Below are 23,306 nucleotides of genomic sequence, written 5' to 3' on the forward strand. Positions count from 1 at the left end.
AAATTATTTTCAGGAGGCAATCGCCTCGCCATCGCCCAAATCCATCTGACGATTCGACGCCTGGGTGAAGTACTGTTTATCTTCCCAGCGCAGGCAGGTCAGCACGCCGCCCCAGCAGCAGCCCGTATCCAGCGCGTAGATGCCTTCAGGCGTCCCTGCGCCTTCCAGTGATGCCCAGTGACCAAAGGCAATGCTGTATTCTTGCGCCACCGGTCCCGGAATCGAAAACCACGGTTTTAGCGGCGCGGGGGCGTGCTCGGGAATGTCTTTGCAGTACATATCGAGTTGCCCGTTCGGGAAGCAATAGCGCATGCGCGTAAACGCATTGGTGATAAAGCGCAGGCGGGCAAGACCGCTGAGCTCAGGCGTCCAGTGGTTCGGCAGATCGCCGTACATAGCGTCGAGAAAGAGTGGATAAGAGTCGCTCGCCAGCACCGCTTCAATATCGCGCGCGCAGTGGCGGGTGGTTTCCATATCCCACTGCGGGGTGATCCCGGCGTGCGCCATCACCAGTTTTTTCTCTTCGTCGATTTGCAGCAGCGGCTGGCGGCGCAGCCAGTTAATCAACTCATCAGCGTCGTGCGCTTCGAGTAGCGGATTAAGCCGGTCTTTGGGCTTGTTGCGGCTGATGCCAGCGTAAACGGCGAGCAGGTGCAAATCGTGGTTACCCAGTACCAGACGAACGCTGTCACCGAGTGATTTGACGAAGCGCAATACCTCAAGCGAGCCAGGGCCGCGCGCGACCAGATCGCCCGTCAGCCATAAAGTGTCCTGCCCAGGTGAAAACTCAACCTGTTTTAACAGCGCGACGAGTTCATCGTAGCAACCATGAACGTCACCAATAAGGTATGTAGACATTGTATTAATGGATCAATGTTGGGACGGCGAGTCGGAAGACCGGGATAGCGATGCGGAAGGTTTCTCCCTGCGCATCGATCATTTCGTAATGGCCTTGCATAGTGCCCAGTGGCGTTTCAATTACCGCGCCGCTGGTATATTGATATTCGCCGCCAGGCTCAATGTGCGGCTGTACGCCAACCACACCTTCGCCCTGAACTTCCGTTGCGCGGCCATTTCCGTTGGTGATAAGCCAGTAGCGCTTGAGCAACTGGACAGGGGTTCGCCCCAGGTTCCGGATGGTAATGGTGTAAGCGAAAACATAGCGTTCATCGTCGGGAGCGGACTGAGACTCGATGTAAATGCTTTGTACCTGGACACAAACTCGGGGCGAATTGATCATACGTTAACTCTCCTTCGGCGGCGCATTCTCTGTCAGGTAGTTCGCTAACTGGCAATATTGCGCTACAGAAATATTTTCCGCGCGCATCGCCGGATCGATACCTAACGACGCCAGCACTTCAACGGTAAAGACGTTGCCGAGGCTGTTGCGAATGGTTTTACGACGCTGGTTAAACGCTTCGGTGGTAATGCGGCTCAGCGTGCGGATCTCTTTCACCGGATGCGGTAATTGAGCGTGCGGCACCAGACGAACCACAGCAGAATCCACTTTTGGCGGCGGGGCAAACGCAGTGGGCGGTACTTCCAGCACCGGAATAACCTGGCAGTAGTACTGCGCCATCACGCTTAATCGACCATACGCCTTACTGTTTGGCCCCGCAACCAGACGATTCACCACCTCTTTTTGCAGCATAAAGTGCATATCGGCAATGGCATCAGTATAGCTAAACAGATGGAACATCAACGGCGTGGAGATGTTATACGGCAGGTTACCGAAAACACGCAGCGGCTGACCGATCGTTTTTGAGAGCTCGCCAAAATCCATGGTCATTGCATCTTGCTGATAAATAGTCAGTTTAGGTGCAAGGAACGGATGTGTTTGCAGGCGGGCAGCCAGATCGCGGTCAAGCTCGATGACCGTTAATTTATCCAGACGTTCGCCCACCGGTTCGGTGAGCGCGCCAAGGCCTGGGCCGATTTCGACCATAGCCTGACCCTTTTGCGGGTTGATGGCCGAGACAATGCTGTCGATCACGAACTGGTCGTGGAGAAAGTTTTGCCCGAAGCGTTTGCGGGCTAAGTGGCCCTGATGGACGCGAGTATTCATTGAGTATTAACAATCATTTTGATGGCGAGATTAAGCGCCGTAATAAAACTGCCGACATCCGCTGTGCCTTTGCCCGCGAGTTCAAGCGCGGTGCCGTGGTCGACGGATGTGCGAATAAAGGGTAAACCGAGGGTAATGTTCACGCCGCGGCCAAAGCCCTGGTATTTTAGCACGGGCAGACCCTGATCGTGGTACATCGCCAGTACGGCGTCGGCATTATCAAGGTATTTGGGCTGAAAAAGCGTGTCGGCCGGCAGCGGACCGCTTAAATTCATACTCTGCGCGCGCATTTCATTGAGCACCGGAATGATGGTATCAATCTCTTCCGTTCCCATATGACCGCCTTCACCGGCATGTGGGTTCAGGCCGCAGACCAGAATATGCGGTTGGGTGATACCGAACTTCTGCTGCAGATCCGTGTGCAGAATGCCGATCACTTCCCGCAGCAAATCAGGCGTAATGGCGTCGGCCACGGCTTTGATAGGCAAGTGTGTGGTCGCCAGCGCCACGCGTAGCTCTTCGGTTGCCAGCATCATCACCACTTTGGCGGCGTGAGAGCGTTCTTCGAAAAACTCCGTATGTCCGGTAAACGGCGTCCCTGAATCGTTAATCACCCCTTTATGCACCGGGCCGGTAATCAGCGCGGCAAATTCGCCACTCAGGCAGCCGTCGCAGGCGCGGGCAAGCGTTTCTACAACGTAAGAACCGTTAAGCGTATTAAGTACGCCTGCGGTGACGGGCGTATGCAGAGGAACAGGCAACAGCGTTAATGTGCCTGCTTGTTGCGGTACTGCGGCGGCCGTTGGATCGTAACCGCGCAGCTGAAGTGGTAGACCGAGCAGCGAGGCCCGGTCGGTCAGCAGCGTTGCGTCTGCACAGATAACCAGTTCAACCGGCCAGTCGCGCTGGGCGAGTTGCACTACCAGATCCGGGCCAATCCCGGCGGGTTCGCCGGGAGTGATAACGACACGCTGTGTTTTCATTAGTTGCTCAGAATTTTGACATAGGCGCTGGCGCGCTGTTCCTGCATCCAGGTTGCCGCTTCTTCAGAGAACTTACGGTTCATCAGCATGCGATAGGCTCTGTCTTTTTGCGCCGCGTCGGTTTTGTCGACATTACGGCTGTCCAGCATTTCTATCAGGTGCCAGCCAAAGGAGGAGTGAACCGGGCCGCTCATCTGGCCGCGTTTCAGCTTCATCAGCGCATCGCGGAAGGCCGGATCATAAATATCTGCTGACGCCCAGCCGAGATCGCCGCCCTGGTTTGCAGAACCCGGATCCTGAGAGAACTCTTTCGCCGCGTTAGCAAAAGTAGTTTTGCCACTCTTAATATCGGCTGCGATCTGTTCCAGTTTCACACGTGCTTGATCGTCGCTCATGATCGGCGACGGTTTCAGCAGAATATGGCGGGCATGAACTTCTGTCACAGAGATGCTCTGCGTCTGGCCGCGCAGATCGTTCACTTTCAGGATATGGAAACCAACACCCGAACGGATTGGGCCAATCACATCGCCTTTTTTCGCCGTGCTCAGCGCCTGAGCAAAGATGCTCGGCAGCTCCTGAATTCGGCCCCAGCCCATCTGACCGCCTTTCAGTGCTTGCTGATCGGCAGAGTAAGTGATGGCCAATTTGCCAAAATCACCGCCGTTACGAGCTTGTTCCACAATTGAACGCGCCTGACTTTCCGCTTCGTTCACTTGATCGGAGGTCGGATTTTCCGGCAATGGGATCAGAATGTGGCTCAGATTCAGTTCAGTGCTGGCATCATTCTGGTTGCCCACCTGCTGCGCCAGGGCTTCGACTTCCTGTGGCAGCACCGTAACGCGACGGCGCACTTCGCTGTTACGCACTTCGGAGATGATCATCTCTTTGCGGATCTGGTTACGGTAGGTGCTGAAATTCACCCCGTCATAGGCCAGGCGGCTACGCATCTGATCCATCGTCATATTGTTTTGCTTGGCAATATCGGCGATGGCGGCGTCGAGCTGTTCGTCAGTGACTTTGACGCCCATTTTCGTGCCCATCTGCAAAATGATTTGATCCATGATCAGACGTTCAAGGATCTGGTGGCGCAGCGTGGCGTCGTCCGGTAATTGCTGACCCGCCTGGCCTGCGTTGGCCTTCACGGATTGCATCAAACCATCAACATCACTTTCCAGCACCACGCCGTTATTGACCACGGCGGCGACTTTATCAACAACCTGAGGCGCGGCAAAACTGGTATTCGCAACCATAGCGATACCGAGAAGCAGCGTTTTCCAGTTCTTCATACCTTTTCCATTTCAATTAACCGCAATGCGGATTACGTTGCAAATCAAAGAGATCACAGTGAGCTACGGTACGGCAGAATGTTCGAACGCAGCATTTGTTGCGTCCCCAGACCGTAGTTGGAGCTCAAGCCACGCAGCTCAATGTTGAAACCGATGGCCTTGTCATATTTGCTTTGATTATTTTCCCAGCCGTTGATTTTGCGCTCATAGCCAAAGCGAATCGCATAACAGCAGGAGCTATATTGCAAACCCACCATCTGATCGGCAGGTTTACTGGTATTGGTATCGTAATAGTACGCACCAACGATGGACCAGCGGTCCGCAATCGGCCAGCTTCCGGCGGCACCTACCTGCGAAATACCATCTTTATACTGCGCTGCGGTTGCATAGTTTGGCAGCGTCGCCTGAATGTATTCCGGGCTGGCGTAACGGTAACTCAATTGCAGCATACGGTCTTCATCGCGGCGATATTCCAGTGACGAACTGCTGTTAGCGATATTATTCAGACGGGTGTCATACTGCACCCCGCCGCGCAGACCCCAACGATCGGAGATACGCCAGTACGTATCGCCTGCCCACACCAGCGAACCAGTTTTGTTGTCTTTCTCCCAGTTAATGTTGTCATCCCCGGTACGGGACTCGGTGAAATAGTAGATTTGACCAACAGAAACGTTAAAACGTTCAACCGCCGCTTCATCATAAATGCGGGTTGTGACGCCAGTAGTAACCTGGTTCGCGGAGGCGATACGGTCCAGACCGCCATAAGTGCGATCGCGGAACAACCCGCTGTAGTCGGATTGCAGCAGCGAGGAGTCGTAGTTGTTGATATGGCTCTGATCGCGATACGGCACATACAGATACTGCGCGCGCGGTTCCAGCGTCTGGGTGTAGCCCTCCGCCCAGTCCATATCGCGTTCAAACACCAGTTTGCCGTCAGTTTTGAATTGCGGCATAACGCGGCTAACGGACTCTTTATACGTGGTGTTATCGATATTGTTCTGCTGGTAGTGGGTCGCCAGCATTTTCACTTCGGTGTTCAGACTGCTCCATTCATTTGATACTGGCAGACTGAGCGTTGGTTCCAGATGAACACGGGTCGCTTCTGGTCGGCTGGAGTTGGTATTGGTAAATTTCACTGCCTGGCCGTACATGCGGAAATCAAAGGGACCCAGATCGTTGTGATACCAGTTAACATCGACCTGCGGTAAGGCCGAATAAGAGTTGCTGTTCTGACGGTTAAACACCTGGAACTGTTTCGTTGAAACGGTGGCGTTAAAATTTTCTAATGCATAGCCAACGCTGAAGATTTGCGTAGCGTAACCGTCCGTACTGGAACCATATTTTGACGAAAAATCGTTAAAATAGTGCGGGTCACTGACCTTCGTGTAATTGGTGTTAAAGCGCCAAACTTGATCCATTACCCCGGCATGTTGCCAGTAAAACAGCCAGCGATGACGCTCCCCTTCGCTAGGGTACTCATCCTGGAACACTTTGTCTGAAGGCAGGTAATCGAGTTCAACAATACCAGCACCTGCTTGCGTCAGATAACGGAATTCGTTTTCCCACTGTATATTGCCCCGTTTATGGATGTAGTGCGGCGTGATCGTCGCATCCATATTTGGCGCAATGTTCCAATAGTACGGCAGATAGAACTCGAAATAGTTTGTCGTGCTGTACTTTGCATTAGGGATCAGGAAACCTGAACGGCGTTTGTCGCCGATAGGTAACTGCAGATACGGGCTATAGAACACAGGCACCGGGCCGAGCTTAAAACGCGCATTCCAGATTTCCGCAACCTGCTCCTGGCGATCCTGAATAACTTCGCTGCCGACAACGCTCCAGGTGTTCGACCCAGGCAGGCAGGAGGTAAACATCCCATTGTCCAGAATGGTGTAGCGGTTTTGTCCACGCTGTTTCATCAGATCGGCGGTACCGCGACCCTGACGACCCACCATCTGGTAATCACCTTGCCAGACGTTGGTATCTTTGGTGTTCAGGTTTGACCAACCTTTAGGACCTTTCAGGATGACCTGGTTATCGTCATAGTGCACATTACCGAGTGCATCCACTGTGCGAACCGGGTCCGTCTGACCTTCCGGCTGCTGCTGATGAAGCTGCACCTCATCGGCCTGTAAACGGCTATTTCCCTGATTAATATCGACATTGCCGGTAAAAACGGCATCGTCAGGGTAGTTGCCTTTTGCGTGATCGGCATTGATCGTCACCGGCGAATTATTGGTGTCGCCCTGTACCAGGGGGCGGTTGTAGCTGGGAACGCCAAGCATACACTGCGAGGCAAGATCGGCTGCCATCCCCTGCTGGCTGTAAAGGGCAGAGCCAATCATGGTGGCCAGGAGGGTGGGGATACGTTTTTTCATACGTTGTATTTGTTGTTCCGTCATCTGTGGCTTTACGCTGGCAAACGGTCTGAGACTAACTTACTCGCCTTTGCAACGCTAGTTTTAATCCTGCCCGCGTTCGAGCCAGGGGGAGAAGACTGCGCCTGTGCATGGCATAGAATGACGGGTATGATAAAGCAAATTTTAGCCGACGGCATGACGATTTGGGGAGTATATGCAGTATTGGGGGAAAGTGGTTGGGGTTGTCATCGCTCTTTTCATGGGCGGCGGCTTTTGGGGCGCGGTTCTTGGGTTGTTAATCGGGCACTTTTTTGACAAGGCGCGCAGCCGGAAAATGGCGTGGTTTGCCAACCAGCGCGAACGTCAGACGCTCTTTTTTGCCACCACCTTCGAGGTGATGGGGCATCTAACCAAATCGAAAGGCCGGGTAACCGAAGCGGATATCCAGGTCGCCAGCCTGTTTATGGATCGCATGAACCTGCACGGCGAGTCGCGCAGCGCAGCGCAGCAGGCGTTTCGCGTCGGCAAAACGGATAATTACCCGTTACGCGACAAGATGCGTCAGTTTCGCAGCGTCTGCTTCGGACGTTTCGACTTGATTAGGATGTTTCTGGAAATACAAATCCAGGCCGCCTTCGCCGATGGCTCTTTGCACCCCAGCGAACGCGAAGTGCTGTACGTGATCGCTGAAGAGCTTGGGATTTCGCGTCTGCAATTCGATCAGTTTCTGCGCATGATGCAGGGCGGGGCGCAGTTTGGCGGTGGTTATCAGCACCAGCAGCAAGCGGGCGGTGGCGGCTGGCAGCAGGCGCAACGTGGCCCGACGCTGGAAGATGCCTGTAATGTTCTGGGGGTGAAACCGTCAGACGATGCGACCACCATCAAGCGCGCCTACCGTAAGCTGATGGGCGAACATCATCCGGACAAACTGGTGGCGAAAGGTCTGCCGCCGGAGATGATGGAGATGGCGAAACAAAAAGCGCAGGAAATTCAGAAGGCTTACGAGTTGATTCGCGAGCAGAAGGGTTTTCGCTAACGCCATAAAACTCTCCCGGTCGTCAGACCGGGAGAGTGATTTAAAAATCTACCGGTGCTTTAAACGTCATGCTGTTGCCAAACGCCGGATGGGTGATGGTTAGCGTCTCAGCATGCAGTTGCAAGCGCGGAGCCATTGCCAGCGCTTCTGGCGTGGCGTAAAAACGGTCCCCGAGGATCGGGTGCCCTAGCGCTAACATATGTACACGCAGTTGATGCGAGCGCCCGGTAATCGGCTTCAGACGTACGCGAGCGGTACCATCTTCCTCAAACGCCAGCACTTCATACTCGGTCTGCGCCGCTTTGCCGGTTTCAAAACACACTTTCTGCTTTGGTCGGTTCGGCCAGTCGCAAATCAGCGGTAAATCCACCAGCCCTTCGGCTTTTTCCGGGTGACCCCAAACGCGTGCCAGATACTGCTTTTTCGGCTCACGTTCGCGGAACTGGCGTTTTAACTCACGCTCGGCATCTTTGGTAAGCGCCACCACAATCACACCGCTGGTCGCCATATCCAGGCGATGTACGGATTCCGCCTGCGGGAAATCGCGCTGAATCCGCGTCATCACGCTGTCTTTGTGCTCATCCAGACGCCCTGGCACCGACAACAAGCCGCTGGGCTTGTTGACGACCATAATGTGTTGATCCTGATAAAGAATAACCAGCCAGGGATCCTGCGGTGGATTGTAGGGTTCCATCACCATTGGGGCTCCGTTATTGGTGCGTCACAACAATCAAACGCAGCGCATCAAGCCGCCAGCTCGCCTGCGCCAGGCTTTCCAGCACTTGCTGGCGGTTGCTCTCAATGGCGGTCAGTTCGTCGTCGCGGATGTTCGGGTTAACCGCTTTTAACGCTTCCAGGCGCGCCAGTTCCGCCGACAGCTTTTCATCCGCTTCGCTGCGCGCGGCGTCAATCAGCTCGCGTGCGGCGGCTTCCACCTGTGTTTCACCTTTTTGCAGAATGGCGTGGACTTCCTGCTGCACCGCGTTCACCAGCTTGCTGCCGGTATGGCGATTCAGCGCGCTGAGCTGGCGGTTGAAGCTCTCGAACTCCACCTGAGCAGCGAGGTTGGTGCCGTTTTTATCCACCAGCAGGCGGATCGGCGTCGATGGCAGGAAGCGATTAAGTTGTAGCTGTTTCGGCGCCTGTGCTTCCACCACGTAGATCAGCTCCAGCAGAAGCGTACCGACCGGCAGCGCTTTGTTTTTCAGCAGCGAAATCGTACTGCTGCCGGTATCGCCAGAAAGGATCAGATCCAGACCGTTACGGATGATCGGATGTTCCCAGGTGACAAACTGCGCGTCTTCGCGCGAAAGTGCGACGTCGCGATCGAAAGTGATGGTGCAGCCATCTTCCGGCAGACCCGGGAAGTCCGGCACCAGCATGTGATCCGATGGCGTCAGCACGATCATGTTTTCACCGCGATCGTCCTGGTTAATACCAATGATATCGAACAGGTTCATGGCGAAGGCGATAAGTGCCGTGTCGTCGTCCTGCTCGGCAATGCTTTGCGCCAGCGCCTGTGCTTTTTCGCCGCCGTTAGAGTGGATCTCCAGCAAGCGGTCGCGGCCTTGTTCCAGCTGTGCTTTCAGCGCGTCGTGCTGCTCACGGCAGGTTTTGATCAACTGATCAAAACCATCAGTATCTTCCGGTGCCGCCAGGTAGTTAATCAGCTCATTGTGAACGCTATCGTAAATAGTGCGCCCGGTCGGGCAGGTGTGCTCGAAGGCGTCCAGCCCTTCGTGATACCAGCGCACCAGCACGGACTGCGCGGTTTTCTCCAGATAAGGCACATGGATCTGAATATCGTGCGCCTGACCAATACGATCCAGACGACCGATGCGCTGCTCCAGCAGATCCGGGTTAAACGGCAGATCGAACATCACTAAATGGCTGGCGAACTGGAAGTTACGCCCTTCAGAGCCAATTTCCGAGCACAACAGAACCTGCGCGCCGCTGTCCTCTTCGCCGAACCACGCCGCTGCACGATCGCGTTCAATGATCGACATACCTTCATGGAACACCGCCGCACGGATACCTTCGCGTTCGCGCAGTACCTGCTCCAGTTGCAGCGCGGTGGCGGCTTTGGCGCAGATCACCAGCACTTTTTGCGAACGATGGCTGGTGAGATAGCCCATCAGCCACTCAACGCGCGGGTCGAAGTTCCACCATGTTCCGGTATCGCCTTCAAATTCTTGATAAATCTGCTCCGGGTAGAGCATATCGCGGGCACGCTCTTCCTGGCTTTTACGCGCGCCCATAATGCCGGAGACTTTAATCGCCGTCTGATACTGCGTCGGCAGCGGCAGCTTAACGGTGTGCAGCTCGCGTTTCGGGAAACCCTTTACACCGTTACGGGTGTTGCGGAACAGCACACGGCTGGTGCCGTGTCGATCCATCAGCATGGAAATCAGTTCCTGACGCGCGGCAGCCGCGCCTTCGCGATCGCTGTTGGCGGTTTGCAGCAGCGGTTCGATATCTTGCTCGCCCACCAGATCGCTCAACATATTGAGGTCATCGTTGCTCAGGCGTTCACCCGCCAGCAGCAGGGCCACGGCGTCGGCGACCGGACGGTAGTTTTGCTGCTCTTCAACGAACTGGGCGAAATCATGGAAACGGTTCGGATCCAGCAAGCGCAGGCGGGCAAAGTGGCTCTCCATCCCCAGTTGTTCCGGGGTGGCGGTCAGCAGCAGAATGCCCGGTACGCGCTCGGCCAGTTGCTCAATTGCCTGATATTCACGGCTGGCTTCGTTTTCGCTCCACACCAGGTGATGCGCTTCGTCGACCACCAGCAGATCCCATTCGGCGTCGCACAGGTGCTCCAGGCGTTGCTTGTTGCGGCGCACGAAATCGAGCGAGCAAATCACCAGTTGCTCGGTATCGAACGGGTTGTCGGCATCGTGCTGCGCTTCGGCGTAACGCTCATCGTCAAACAGGGCAAAACGCAGGTTGAAGCGGCGCAGCATTTCAACCAGCCACTGATGTTGCAGGGTTTCCGGCACCACGATCAGCACGCGCTCAGCCGCGCCAGCAAGCAGTTGTTGATGCAGGATCATCCCGGCTTCAATGGTTTTCCCAAGACCCACTTCATCTGCCAGCAGCACGCGCGGCGCATGGCGACGGCCCACATCGTGAGCGATGTGCAGCTGGTGCGGGATCAGGTTGGTGCGCTGGCCACGCAAGCCGCTCCACGGCATACGGTACTGCTCACTTTGGTATTTACGTGCGCGAAAACGCAGCGCGAAGCGATCCATACGGTCGATCTGCCCGGCGAATAAGCGGTCTTGCGGTTTGCTGAACACCAGTTTGCTGTCGAGCAACACTTCGCGCAGGGTGACATTGCTTTCCTGCGTATCCAGGCGTGTGCCGGTGTAAGCGAGCAGCCCGTTTTCCTCTTTTACGTCTTCAATTGTGAGCTGCCAGCCATCATGGCTGGTCACCGTATCACCGGGGTTGAACATCACGCGGGTAACCGGAGAGTCGCTGCGAGCGTACAGACGGTTTTCACCCGTGGCCGGAAAAAGGAGGGTGACCGTGCGCGCATCCATTGCGACGACTGTGCCAAGTCCGAGTTCGCTTTCCGTGTCGCTAATCCAGCGTTGACCAAGTGTAAAGGGCATAAATGAACTCTATATCTCAAATTGCAGGCAATAGTTCGTCACCGCCTGAAGGCAGGCGGGCGTATAAAATTTGGGGCCAGAAAAAGGAAGGGCGCTATGGTAAAGGAAGCAATCCCTTTCGTCACTACCTATACCTGCCGTCTTTCGCGCCGTATGGCGGCACAAACCTGAAATAGCCAGGGTATAGCGGTAGTGTTGCAAGCCGGGAAACGCGATAAGTAAATCTCAAAAGAGTCCCAGCTGCCCTGTAAGTAGTGTAGCAAAGTCGTCGTCAATGAAAGGCAGAATTCCCTCGGCAACCGGCTGTAACTGTTTACTCAGGTAGTGATCGTAATCGAGCGGCGAGTGTTGGTAATCCACCGGCTCTGGCCCGCTGGTGGTCCAGACATACTTGATGGTGCCGCGATTCTGGTACTGCGCCGGGCGACCCCGTTTGCGGTTCTCTTCATCCGCCAGCCGTGCAGCGCGCACGTGCGGCGGCACATTACGTTCATATTCGGAAAGCGCTCTGCGCAGGCGCTTGCGATAAATAAGCTGATCGTCGAGTTCGCCCGCCATCAGGCTGGCAATGGTGTCGCGCACATAGTCCTGATAAGGCTCATTGCGAAACACGCGCAGGTAGAGCGTTTGCTGGAACTGCTGCGCCAGCGGTGTCCAGTCGGTACGCACGGTTTCCAGCCCCTTAAACACCATGCGCTGGTTCTCGCCTTCCTGAATCATTCCGGCGTAACGCTTTTTGCTGCCCTGTTCAGTGCCGCGAATGGTGGGCATCAGAAACCGGCAGAAATGGGTTTCAAACTCCAGTTCCAGCGCGCTTTCCAGTTGCTGGCTTTTAAGATGCGCCGACCACCAGCCGTTGACGTGTTCAACCAGCGCGCGGCCAATACGAGCGGCATCCTCTTCGCTGTGGGCTTTCTTTAGCCAGACGAAGGTGGAGTCCGTGTCGCCATAGATAACATCGTAACCCTGCGCTTCAATCAGCGCTTTGGTCTGGCGCATGATCTCGTGGCCACGCATAGTGATCGACGATGCCAGCCGCGGATCGAAAAAGCGGCAGGCGCTGGTGCCAAGCACGCCGTAAAACGCATTCATAATGATCTTCAGCGCTTGCGACAGCGGCTTATTGCCGTGACGTTTGGCCTCATCGCGCCCGTGCCAGATCTGCCCGACAATCCCCGGCAGGCAGTGCTTTTCACGCGAAAACCATGCGCCAAGAAACCCCTCGGTACTGTGCGCGTTATCCGGCTGCGCCATGCCTTCAACCAGGCCGACGGGATCGATCAGGAAAGTGCGGATAATAGAGGGGTAGAGGCTTTTGTAATCCAGTACCAGCACCGAGTCATACAGGCCGGGGCGCGAATCCATTACATAACCGCCGGGGCTGGCCTGCGGCGGCACGCCACCGAGATTTGGCGCGACATAGCCTGCGCGGTGCATACGCGGAAAATAGAGGTGGCTGAAGGCCGCCACCGAGCCGCCGTGGCGATCAACGGGCAAACCGTTTACCGTAGCGCGCTCCAGCAAAAACGGCATGATCTCCGTCTTGTGAAAGATACGCGTCACCAGTTCGCAATCTTTCAGGTTATAGGTGGCGAGCGCGGGTTTATCTTCGGCGAAGCGCCGGTCGATCTCATCCATGCGATCCCACGGGTTATCAATCGCTTTGCCTTCGCCAAGCAGCTCTCTGGAGACGGCTTCCAGTGAGAACGAGGAGAAGTTCCAGAACGCCGATTTCAGCGCTTCAATCCCGTCAATAATCAGCCTGCCGGTGGCCTGTGCGAAGAAGACGCCATTCTTAAAACCGTGTTCGCGCCACTCCAGCTCGCCGCCGTTACGCCCGAGCGTCAGCGGTACGCGGTAGCGCTCGGCGCTTTTTTGCAGCACGCGCAAATCGAATTGCACGACGTTCCAGCCAATGATCACATCCGGATCGTGCGCGGCAAACCAGGCGTTGAGTTTTTCCAGCAGTTGTGGGCGGCTGGCAACATACTCCAGCTCAAAATCCAGCCCCTGAGCGCTGCCGTTTTCCGGGCCGAGCATATAGACCGTGCGCTGCCCGCAGCCCTCAAGGCCGATACAGTAAAGCTCGCCATGGCGGCTGGTTTCGATATCCAGCGACACCCATTTCAGCGGCGGGCGATAGTGCGGGCTGGGTTTCAGCCGCGCATCAACCAGCGCGGCACCTTGTGGCGTGCCGTCAACCCACACCGGCGCGGTAATAAAGCGCTCCATCAGAAAGCGTTCCGGCGGGCGGATATCGGCTTCGTAAACGGTGATACCGTCATCGCGCAGCATTTTTTCAATGCGCATCAGTTGGCGATGGGCGCGGCAGTAAAGGCCATATACCGGCTGGCGGTGAAAGTCACTCAGGTTCAGCGGCGTTAAGCGCCACTGCTTTTCGGTTCGCAGCAGCAACTTAACCTTTTCCACCTGCGCGGCGGGAATAAAAGCAACCGACTCTTGCGGTGGCAGCACGACGCGCAGCGGGCCATTATCCGTCGCCAGCCAGAACTCGACCTCGGTTCCGCCGGGGGTATCCCGCCAGTGTCGGGTTAAAATAAAACCTTCTTGCGCCTGCGCCACAGCCGTCTCTCATAAAACAAAACCAGGCGAGATTATAGCCTGGTTTGTTGTTGGGTGCTGTGGTTTTATACAGTCATTGGCCGTAGTAAGCCTTCGCGCCGTGCTTACGTAAATAGTGTTTATCCAGCAGCGTTTGTTGCATGGCGGGTAACTCAGGCGCGAGCTGACGGCAGAAAATACCCATATAGGCCACTTCTTCGAGCACGATGGCGTTATGTACCGCGTCATCTGCGCTTTTGCCCCACGCGAACGGGCCATGAGAATGCACCAGCACGCCGGGCATTTGCGCCGGATCGATGCCTTTTTTCTCAAAAGTCTCGACGATCACATTGCCGGTTTCCCATTCGTATTCGCCGTTGATCTCCTCGTCGGTCATCTTACGGGTACAGGGGATCTCGCCATAAAAATAGTCGGCATGGGTGGTGCCCGTTGCCGGGATCGGCTGACCAGCTTGCGACCAGATGGTGGCATGGCGTGAGTGGGTATGCACAATGCCGCCGATGGTCGGAAACGCCTGGTACAGCAGTCGGTGAGTCGGCGTATCGGAAGAGGGTTTTTTCGTGCCTTCAACTACTTCGCCGGTGGTGATGTTGACGACCACCATATCGTTAGCGGTCATGACGCTGTAATCGACGCCAGAAGGTTTAATCACCATCAGGCCGCTTGTACGATCAACGGCACTGACGTTGCCCCATGTCAGCGTGACCAGGTGATGTTTCGGCAGCGCCAGGTTGGCTTCCAGCACCTGCTGTTTCAATGCTTCTAACATGCGTTCCTCCAGGAAAGATGGCCTGCCGCAGCAGGCCGGGTGTTCCCTGTTAACGTTTTGAACCGTAATACACTTCGTTCCAGCGCAGCGCGTCTTTAAACGCAGGCAGGCGGGTGTCGTTGTCGATAACCGTCAGCTCAAGATCGTGCAGCTCGCTGAACTGGCGCATATCGTCGAGCGTCAGCGCCTGGCTGAAGACGGTGTGGTGCGCGCCACCGGCGAGGATCCACGCTTCAGAGGCGGTTGGCAGATCCGGCTGCGCTTTCCACAGGGCGTTGGCGACCGGCAGTTTCGGCAGATCGTGCGGGGTTTTCACCGCCTCAACGCAGTTCACCAACAGACGGAAACGATCGCCTAAGTCGATCAGGCTGGCGTTAATCGCCGGGCCGGTTTTGGTGGAGAAAATCAGACGTGCCGGATCGGCTTTGCCGCCAATACCGAGGTACTGCACATCCAGCGTCGGTTTTTCGTCGATGGCGATAGAAGGACAGACTTCCAGCATGTGCGAGCCGAGCACCAGATCGTTGCCGTGCTCAAAGTGATAGGTGTAATCCTCCATAAAGGAGGTGCCGCCGTTCAGCCCGCCGGACATCACTTTCATGATGCGCAGCAGCGCGGCGGTCTTCCAGTCGCCTTCACCGGCGAAGCCGTAGCCTTGTTGCATCAAACGCTGTACCGCCAGGCCCGGTAACTGTTTCAGGCCGTGCAGATCTTCAAAGGTGGTGGTGAAGGCATGGAAACCGCCCTCTTCGAGGAAGCGTTTCAGACCCAGTTCGATACGGGCGGCGTCAAGCACGTTCTGGCGTTTGTCACCATGAACCTGCGCGGCAGCCGTCAGGCGATAGCTGCTTTCATACTCATCAACCAGCGCGTTGACATCGCCATCGCTCACGGCGTTCACTACTTGCACCAGATCGCCCACGCCCCAGGTATTGACCGAGAAACCGAACTTGATTTGTGCTGCGACTTTATCGCCGTCCGTCACCGCCACTTCGCGCATGTTGTCGCCGAAACGTACCACTTTCAGCTGGCGGGTATCCTGTTTAGACACCGCCTGGCGCATCCACGCGCCGATGCGTTGATGGGCGTGTTTATCCTGCCAGTGTCCCGTCACCACGCTATGTTGCTGACGCATACGCGCGCCAATAAAGCCGAACTCGCGGCCGCCGTGCGCGGTCTGGTTGAGGTTCATAAAGTCCATATCGATGCTGTCCCACGGCAGGGACGCATTGAACTGGGTGTGGAACTGCAGCAGCGGCTTATTGAGGATAGCGAGACCGTTAATCCACATTTTCGCCGGTGAGAAGGTGTGCAGCCACACCACCATCCCGGCGCATTTGTCATCGTAGTTGGCATCGCGGCAGATGTGGGTAATCTCATCCGGCGTGGTACCCAGTGGTTTCAGCACCAGTTTGCAAGGCAGTTTCGCTTCCGCATTGAGGGCGTTGACCACCTGCTCGGCGTGCTTCGTCACTTGTTTCAGGGCTTCCGGCCCGTACAGGTGCTGGCTGCCAATGACGAACCACACTTCATAATTGTCGAAAATAGTCATGATCTTGTCCTTAATGAGTTAACGCGGCCTGCGAGACTGTCGCGGCTGAAGGGAGATAGTGTTGCTCGGCGCTCTTCGCCCACTGCTGATAGCGGCGATAGAGGCGTTCAAACTGTTGCGCCTGCGCGGTCGGTTGCAGGGTTTTTTCGATGGCGCTGGCCATTTTCAGCTGCGCCGCCGGGATATCGGCATGCACTTGCGCGGCGACGGCGGCGAAAATCGCCGCACCCAGTGCGCAGCACTGTTCAGATTCAACTACCTGTAATGGGCGGTTCAGCACATCGCAGCAGGCCTGCATCACGCCGAGGTTTTTACGTGCGATACCGCCGAGCGCCATTACGTTGTCGACGGCAATACCCTGTTCGGTGAAGCACTCCATAATGGCGCGCGCGCCGAACGCGGTTGCGGCAATCAACCCGCCAAACAGCGCCGGGGCGTCGGTGCCGAGATTCAAATCGGTGATCACCCCTTTCAGACGCTGGTTGGCATTTGGCGTACGGCGACCGTTAAACCAGTCCAGCACCACCGGCAGGTGATCGAGCGATGGATTTTTTACCCACGCATCGGTCAGCGCAGGTAAGAGTTGTTTCTGGCTGGCTTTGATCTGCGCTTTCAGCTCTGGATGTTGCTGCGCGAGCTGTTCCAGCGGCCAGCCAAGCACGCGGCCAAACCAGGCATAGATATCGCCAAAGGCGGACTGCCCGGCTTCGAGGCCGATAAAGTCCGGCACTACGCTGCCATCAACCTGGCCGCAAATGCCTTTTACCGCCCGGTCGCCAACGCTCTGTTTGTCGGCAATCAGAATGTCGCAGGTAGATGTACCGATGACTTTCACCAGCGTATTCGGTTGTGCGCCTGCTCCAACTGCGCCCATATGGCAGTCGAAGGCACCGCCGGAAACCACTACGGATTCAGGCAAACCAAGGCGCTGCGCCCACTCGGCCGTCAACGTGCCGACGGGAATATCGGCGGTATACGTGTCGGTAAACAGCGGCCAGTTCAGGTGTTTATTAATGATGGGATCGAGTTCATCGAAGAACGCGGCAGGTGGCAGGCCACCCCAGCTTTCATGCCACAGGGATTTATGCCCGGCACTGCAACGCCCGCGACGAATCGCTTCCGGACGCGTGGTGCCGGAGAGCAGGGCGGGGATCCAGTCACACAGTTCGATCCAGGAGGCGGCAGCCTGCGCGACGGCGCTATCCGCGCGGGTAACGTGCAGGATTTTTGCCCAGAACCATTCGCTGGAGTAAATGCCGCCGATGTAGCGCGAGTAGTCAGTTTTGCCGGGGGTGTGGCACAAGCGGGTAATGGCTTCCGCCTCTTCGACGGCGGTGTGATCTTTCCACAACACAAACATCGCGTTCGGGTTGTCGGCAAACTCCGGGCGCAGCGCCAGCACGCGGCCTTCGGCATCAATCGGCGCCGGTGTTGAACCGGTGCTGTCGACGCCAATGCCTTTGATCCCGGCGCGTTGCGCGTCGCTCAGTTCTGCCAGCACACTTTTCAGTGCCGCTTCCATCGACTCGATGTAATCGCGCGGGTGGTGGCGAAATTGGTTATGCGGCGCATCGCAATAACGCCCCTCCTGCCAGCGTGGATACCACTCGACACTGGTGGCGATCTCCGCCCCGGATGTGCAGTCTACCGCCAGCGCACGTACTGAATCGCTGCCGAAATCGAGGCCAATTGTGATTGCCATGTATCTTGCTCCATGAAGAATAACCGTTAGAAAAACGATAGTGAGCGGCGGCAAAAACCGTCAGGCAGGATCCGCTAATCTTATGGATTAAAATGCTATGGGATCGCAAAGTGTGACGCCGTGCAAAAATTCGATGTGGACATTTCTGCCGCCTTTATAGACACTTCCGTTATCCCTTTTTGCCCTGTTCAGCGGCGTTAAAAAGGCGTAATCGCTTTTGTCTGGCGGGATTAGACAATTGGCGTGTTTACGCCCTTTGCCTGCGGGCGGCTGAGGAATGACGGGATTCTCAATATGGACAATTGGTTTCTTTACCAGGCACGGGAGTATTGCGTTTATGGCTGAATTACAGAACGATCCACTGCTGCCAGGGTACTCGTTTAATGCGCATCTGGTGGCGGGGCTGACCCCCATTGAAGCCGACGGTTATCTCGATTTTTTTATCGACAGACCGCTGGGCATGAAGGGCTATATCCTGAATCTCACCGTGCGCGGCGAGGGTGTGGTGATGAACCACGGCAAGCAGTTTGTTTGCCGCCCTGGCGATATCCTGCTTTTCCCGCCGGGAGAAATTCACCACTATGGCCGCCACCCCGACGCCAGCGAGTGGTATCACCAGTGGGTTTACTTCCGTCCACGCGCCTACTGGCACGAGTGGCTGAACTGGCCGACACTGTTCGCGCAAACCGGTTTTTACCGTCCTGATGATGCGCATATGGCGCGTTTTCGTGAACTTTTCGCGCAAATTATCGACGCCGGGCAAAGTGTCGGGCGCTATGCGGAACATCTGGCGATAAATCTGCTGGAGCAACTGCTACTGCGCCGTATGGAAGCGATTAACGAATCGCTGCACCCGCCGCTGGATAACCGCGTGCGCGACGCCTGCCAGTACATTAGCGATCACCTGGCGGATAACCATTTTGATATCGCAAGCGTTGCTCAGCATGTTTGCTTGTCGCCTTCACGCCTGTCACACCTTTTTCGTCAGCAACTGGGCGTGAGTGTGTTGAGCTGGCGCGAGGATCAGCGTATCAGCCAGGCAAAATTACTGCTTAGCACCACGCGAATGCCGATTGCCAGCGTCGGGCGCAATGTTGGTTTTGACGATCAGCTCTATTTCTCGCGGGTTTTTAAAAAATGCACCGGTGCCAGCCCCAGTGAATTCCGCGCGGGATGTGAATAAAAAGTAAAGAATGGCAATGAAAGGTTCTGCAATGTGACATAACCGGTAAAATTTTCAGATAATTGAAAGCTTGACGCTCGCGGATGACCTCCGGAGAATCCAGCGTTCATTCTGAACAGGACACCTTATGGAAGCGCTGCTGGAACACTTTGTTACCCAATCCGCCATGTATTCGCTGGCGGCGATTATGCTGGTGGCGTTTTTTGAGTCGCTGGCGTTAGTCGGGCTGATTTTACCCGGCACGGTAATGATGGCGGCGCTCGGCACGCTGATCGGCAGCGGCGAAGTGAACTTCTGGCATGCGTGGCTGGCGGGGATTGTTGGCTGCCTGCTAGGCGACTGGATCTCCTTCTGGTTGGGCTGGCGTTTTAAGGGGCCGCTGCACCGCTGGTCGTTTATGAAAAAGAACAAAGCGCTGCTCGATAAAACCGAACACGCGCTGCATCAGCACAGCGTATTTACCATTCTGGTTGGGCGTTTTGTCGGGCCGACGCGCCCGCTGATCCCGATGGTTGCCGGCATGCTGGATCTGCCCATCCGCAAGTTTTTGCCGCCGAATATTGTTGGCTGCCTGCTATGGCCGCCGTTCTACTTCCTGCCCGGTATTCTGGCCGGTGCGGCAATTGATATTCCCGCCGATATGCAAAGCGGTAACTTCAAATGGCTGTTGTTGCTGACCGCGCTGCTGCTGTGGCTGGCCTGCTGGTTGTGCTGGCGGTTATGGCGCGCGGGGAAATCCGGTGTTGACCGTTTGACAAACTACCTGCCACGTCGCCGCCTGTTGTGGCTGGCACCGGGCACGCTGGTGGTTGCTGTCGCTGCGGCGATCGCGCTGGCGCAGCACCCGCTGATGCCGATTTACCTCAACATCTTAGGCGACGTTGTTCGCGGTCACTGACCGCGAATCCCCAGCAAACCAGACGCGGATGATTTGCCGCTGAGCAACGCGTCCGTGTTGCCATCCCACGCAATGCGCCCGTCAGCAATCACCAGCGAACGTTCGGCAATCCGCGCTGCATCCTCCACACTGTGCGACACCATCAGCAGCGTTAACCGCTGTCGCTGACATACTGACTGTACCAGCGCGAGCATCTCCTGGCGCAGCGCCGGGTCGAGTGCGGAAAAGGGTTCATCAAGCAATAACACCGGCTGCTCACGCACCAGGCAGCGCGCCAGCGCCACGCGCTGACGCTGACCACCGGAAAGCTGCTCCGGCAGGCGTGCCAACAGTGATTCCAGCCCCATGGTTTCGGCGATCTGCTCCAGTTTATGCTGCTGGTCGCTATTTAGCTTCAGACCCGGGTTTAACCCCAGCCCGATGTTTTGCCGCACGGTGAGATGAGTAAAGAGGTTATTTTCCTGAAACAGCATCGATACCGGGCGCTGCGAGGGCGTGGTATGCGTGTGATCTTCGCCTGCGATGGTTATCGTGCCGCTGGCGGGAGTAAGAAACCCGGCTACCAGGTTCAGCAGCGTGCTTTTTCCCGCGCCGCTTGGGCCGAGAACGGCAATCTGCTCGCCCCGGGTAACAGAGAGGGAAAAGCGCATTGGCAGATGGTGATAAAGCCAGGTGACATCAGTCAGTCTTAACATGGCGGCCCGGAAGTTTTTCAATCACGGTGAATAAGAAAAAGCACAGCAGCAGCAGGATGAGTGCGGTCACTGCGCCGTCCTGGCTGCGGTACGACCCAATCTGCTGATAGAGATAAAATGGCAGCGTGCGAAAGTCGTCATTACCAAATAACGCCACCACGCCGAAATCGCCAATCGACAGCACGCAGGCAAATGCCAGCGCCTGGGCCAGCGGGCGTTTCAGCGCGCGTAATTCGACCACGCGCAGACGCTGAAAACCCTGCATTCCCAGCGACTGGCACAACATGCTGTAGCGGGAAGTCAGATCGCGCATCGGGTTTTCCAGCACTTTCAGCGCATAAGGAATGGCCATCAGCGCATTGGTAAAAATGACGATGCCATCGGCGGAAGCGGGCAGACCAACGCTGTTATTGAGCAGCAGAAAGAAGCCCGTCGCCAGCACGATCCCAGGCATCGCGAGGATCAACATACCGCTGATTTCCAGCGCTTGCCCGGCCATAATTTGCTGGCGCGCGCGTAACTCCCGGCTGCTCCACAACAACATCATGGTCAACACGACGCACAACAGCCCCGCGCCCAGCGCGATGCGCAGCGACGTCCACACCGCTTGCCACAGGACTGGCTCTGCCAGCACTTTCATCAGGCTCAGATTGAGGCCATCGACAATCACTGCCAGCAACGGCGGCAGCAGTAATAACAGAGCCAGCACAATCAATGTGATATCCGCGACCTTGCTGAACAGCCGATCCTCCGGGTTGCGCCAGCCAGTAATCTGGTGGCTGCCCACGGCGATCGCTTTGCTCATCCGCTGGCTGAGCAGCACCAGACCGAGGCAGCAGATCATCTGGATCAGCGCCAGCATGGCTGCGCGGGCGGGATCAAAATCGAAGCTGAGCGCCTGGTAGATGGCCAGTTCAATGGTGGTGGCCTGCGGCCCGCCGCCCAGCGACAGCACGGTGGCGAAACTGGCGAAGCAGAGCATAAAAATCAGCGCGGCGACCGGCGGGATCTGGCGGCGTAACCACGGCCACTCGACAAAACGGAAGAATGCCCAGCCGCGCATACCCAGTTGTGCGGCAAGCTGGCGCTGCTCGCCGGGGATCTGCTCCAGCGTTTGCAGCAGCAGGCGCGAGGCCATCGGCAAATTAAAAAAGACGTGTGCCAGCAAAATGCCCTGTAAACCATATGGCGAGAATGTCCACTCCAGACCAAGCGCGTGCCAGAGCGTTGCCAGCCAGCCCTGGCGGCCATACACGCTGAGAATGCCGAACACGGCGACCAGTACCGGCAGGATCAGCGTCATGGCGCACAGGCGCAGTAAGGCGAGACGGCCAGGAAAACGCCGCCGGTAGAGCGCGCGGGCAAGAAATATCGCCGGTATGACCGAGAGCAGCGCGGAGAGAAACGCTTGCCAGAAGGAGAAGCGCACCACATGCCACAGGTAGCTGTCCTGGAAAAAATCAGCCAGCCCGCTGGACGGGGCGTTTTGCCACAGGGCAAGAAAGGCTGCCAGCGCCACCGCCACCATCAATGTGGCAGCGGTGAGGCCGGGCTGCAGCCAGCCAGCAATCAGCGGCTGACGGCGCGTTGCCATGCATTAATCCAGGTTGCACGCTGGGACGCGACCTCCTGCGAAGAGTATTCCAGCGAGGTTTGCGGTTTCACCAGCTGGTCGAAGCCTGCAGGCAGCGTCACATTGGTGACCGGGTACATCCAGTTACCGCCCGGGATAGTGTTCTGGAACGCGGGCGAAACCATAAACTTGAGGAATTTTTCCGCCAGTTCCGGCTGTTTACTGGCAGCGGTGCGGGCGGCAACTTCTACCTGCAAATAGTGGCCTTCGCTGAAATTCGCCGCCGCGTAGTTATCTTTCTTCTCGGCAATAATGTGGTAAGCCGGAGAAGTGGTATAGCTCAGCACCAGGTCGCTTTCCCCTTTCAGGAACAGACCATAGGCTTCGCTCCAGCCTTTGGTGACGGTGACCGTTTTGGCCGCCAGTTTCTGCCACGCTTGCGGGGCGTTGTCGCCATAGACTTTCTGCATCCACAGTAGCAGGCCGAGGCCTGGCGTGCTGGTGCGCGGATCTTCGTAGATAACGCGCCATTTCTGATCGCTTTCGACCAGCTCTTTCAGGCTTTTGGGCGGGTTTTTCAGTTTGTTTTTATCGTAGACAAACGCGAACCAGCCGTAGTCGAACGGTACAAACGTGTCGTTCTTCCAGCCGCCAGGCACGTTAACCGCATCGGTGGCGACGCCGCTTTTGGCGAACAGTTTGGTTTGTGTCGCGGCTTCCAGCAGGTTGTTATCCAGCCCCAGCACCACGTCGGCTTTGCTGTTTTTGCCTTCCATGCGCAGGCGGTTAAGCAGCGAAACGCCATCTTCGAGTGCCACGAATTTCAGCTCGCAGTTGCAGTCGCTTTCAAAGGCTTTTTTTACCGCAGGCCCTGGCCCCCAGTCGGCAGAAAAGGAGTCGTAGGTGTAAACGGTCAGAACAGGTTTTGCAAAAGCAGGCGCTGCAATCAGCAGCAGGAACGGCAGTGATTTTTTTAACACTTTGCACCTCAAAATGGGTGGCAA

General features: G+C 56.4%; 18 protein-coding genes. 3 read left to right on the forward strand and 15 right to left on the reverse strand.

Annotated elements, in window-relative coordinates:
• Positions 1-9: 9 nt before the first annotated feature.
• The 6 genes from apaH to lptD are packed head-to-tail and all read right to left on the reverse strand — an operon-like array spanning position 10 to position 6,712.
• Positions 10-858 carry a bis(5'-nucleosyl)-tetraphosphatase (symmetrical) ApaH gene (gene apaH, locus H650_RS17915; protein ID WP_020456511.1) on the reverse strand — a complete coding sequence of 283 codons (849 nt, stop codon included), beginning with the start codon at positions 856-858 and terminating at the stop codon, positions 10-12.
• A 4-nt stretch (positions 859-862) separates the two neighbouring features.
• Positions 863-1,240, reverse strand: coding sequence for a Co2+/Mg2+ efflux facilitator ApaG/CorD (gene apaG, locus H650_RS17920; RefSeq protein WP_017457892.1), 378 nt, complete (start codon positions 1,238-1,240; stop codon positions 863-865).
• Between the two features lie 3 nt (positions 1,241-1,243).
• A complete protein-coding gene (gene rsmA / locus H650_RS17925) occupies positions 1,244-2,065 on the reverse strand; it encodes a 16S rRNA (adenine(1518)-N(6)/adenine(1519)-N(6))-dimethyltransferase RsmA (protein ID WP_020456512.1) in 822 nt (273 codons plus the stop codon).
• The gene (gene pdxA / locus H650_RS17930; protein WP_020456513.1) at positions 2,062-3,048 is read right to left on the reverse strand and encodes a 4-hydroxythreonine-4-phosphate dehydrogenase PdxA; all 987 of its coding nucleotides are present in this window, start codon (positions 3,046-3,048) and stop codon (positions 2,062-2,064) included. Before pdxA ends, rsmA begins: the two co-directional genes overlap by 4 nt.
• The gene (surA, locus tag H650_RS17935; RefSeq protein WP_020456514.1) at positions 3,048-4,334 is read right to left on the reverse strand and encodes a peptidylprolyl isomerase SurA; all 1,287 of its coding nucleotides are present in this window, start codon (positions 4,332-4,334) and stop codon (positions 3,048-3,050) included. The genes pdxA and surA overlap by 1 nt, the downstream gene beginning before the upstream one ends.
• A 53-nt stretch (positions 4,335-4,387) precedes the next feature.
• A complete protein-coding gene (gene lptD, locus H650_RS17940; protein WP_020456516.1) occupies positions 4,388-6,712 on the reverse strand; it encodes an LPS assembly protein LptD in 2,325 nt (774 codons plus the stop codon).
• A 196-nt stretch (positions 6,713-6,908) separates the two neighbouring features.
• Between lptD and djlA the strand changes: the two genes are divergently transcribed.
• Positions 6,909-7,730: a co-chaperone DjlA gene (djlA, locus tag H650_RS17945; RefSeq protein ID WP_020456517.1), complete on the forward strand. Its 822-nt coding sequence runs from the start codon at positions 6,909-6,911 to the stop codon at positions 7,728-7,730.
• 40 nt (positions 7,731-7,770) lie between these two features.
• Here djlA and rluA read toward each other — a convergent pair whose 3' ends face one another.
• The 6 genes from rluA to araB form a co-directional block, all read right to left on the reverse strand.
• Positions 7,771-8,430, reverse strand: a complete 660-nt coding sequence (gene rluA, locus H650_RS17950) for a bifunctional tRNA pseudouridine(32) synthase/23S rRNA pseudouridine(746) synthase RluA (RefSeq protein WP_020456518.1) — start codon at positions 8,428-8,430, stop codon at positions 7,771-7,773.
• A gap of 10 nt (positions 8,431-8,440) precedes the next feature.
• The gene (rapA, locus tag H650_RS17955; protein ID WP_044489560.1) at positions 8,441-11,347 is read right to left on the reverse strand and encodes an RNA polymerase-associated protein RapA; all 2,907 of its coding nucleotides are present in this window, start codon (positions 11,345-11,347) and stop codon (positions 8,441-8,443) included.
• A 225-nt stretch (positions 11,348-11,572) separates the two neighbouring features.
• Complete coding sequence (polB, locus tag H650_RS17960) at positions 11,573-13,930, reverse strand: DNA polymerase II (protein WP_020456520.1); 2,358 nt, start codon at positions 13,928-13,930, stop codon at positions 11,573-11,575.
• Between the two features lie 73 nt (positions 13,931-14,003).
• A complete protein-coding gene (gene araD, locus H650_RS17965; protein ID WP_020456521.1) occupies positions 14,004-14,699 on the reverse strand; it encodes an L-ribulose-5-phosphate 4-epimerase in 696 nt (231 codons plus the stop codon).
• Between the two features lie 49 nt (positions 14,700-14,748).
• A complete protein-coding gene (araA, locus tag H650_RS17970) occupies positions 14,749-16,251 on the reverse strand; it encodes an L-arabinose isomerase (protein WP_020456522.1) in 1,503 nt (500 codons plus the stop codon).
• Between the two features lie 10 nt (positions 16,252-16,261).
• Positions 16,262-17,953: a ribulokinase gene (gene araB, locus H650_RS17975; RefSeq protein ID WP_020456523.1), complete on the reverse strand. Its 1,692-nt coding sequence runs from the start codon at positions 17,951-17,953 to the stop codon at positions 16,262-16,264.
• A gap of 337 nt (positions 17,954-18,290) precedes the next feature.
• On the opposite strand from araB, the gene araC reads away from it, so the two are divergent.
• Positions 18,291-19,136, forward strand: a complete 846-nt coding sequence (gene araC, locus H650_RS17980; protein ID WP_020456524.1) for an arabinose operon transcriptional regulator AraC — start codon at positions 18,291-18,293, stop codon at positions 19,134-19,136.
• Positions 19,137-19,263: 127 nt separating this feature from the next.
• Positions 19,264-20,034 carry a DedA family protein gene (locus H650_RS17985; protein WP_020456525.1) on the forward strand — a complete coding sequence of 257 codons (771 nt, stop codon included), beginning with the start codon at positions 19,264-19,266 and terminating at the stop codon, positions 20,032-20,034.
• Here the strand turns inward: H650_RS17985 and thiQ are convergent.
• The 3 genes from thiQ to thiB are packed head-to-tail and all read right to left on the reverse strand — an operon-like array spanning position 20,028 to position 23,282.
• Positions 20,028-20,729 (reverse strand): thiamine ABC transporter ATP-binding protein ThiQ, encoded by a 702-nt coding sequence (thiQ, locus tag H650_RS17990; protein ID WP_020456526.1) that lies wholly within the window; start codon positions 20,727-20,729, stop codon positions 20,028-20,030. The two genes, H650_RS17985 and thiQ, sit on opposite strands and share 7 nt — an antisense overlap.
• Entirely contained in the window at positions 20,713-22,323 is a 1,611-nt protein-coding gene (thiP, locus tag H650_RS17995; RefSeq protein ID WP_020456527.1) for a thiamine/thiamine pyrophosphate ABC transporter permease ThiP, read from the reverse strand. The genes thiQ and thiP overlap by 17 nt, the downstream gene beginning before the upstream one ends.
• On the reverse strand, positions 22,299-23,282 hold the full coding sequence (thiB, locus tag H650_RS18000; protein ID WP_020456528.1) for a thiamine ABC transporter substrate binding subunit: 984 nt from the start codon (positions 23,280-23,282) through the stop codon (positions 22,299-22,301). The genes thiP and thiB overlap by 25 nt, the downstream gene beginning before the upstream one ends.
• Positions 23,283-23,306 lie beyond the last annotated feature (24 nt).

Origin of the sequence: Enterobacter sp. R4-368, from assembly GCF_000410515.1 — a bacterium.
Classification (GTDB): Bacteria; Pseudomonadota; Gammaproteobacteria; order Enterobacterales; family Enterobacteriaceae; genus Kosakonia.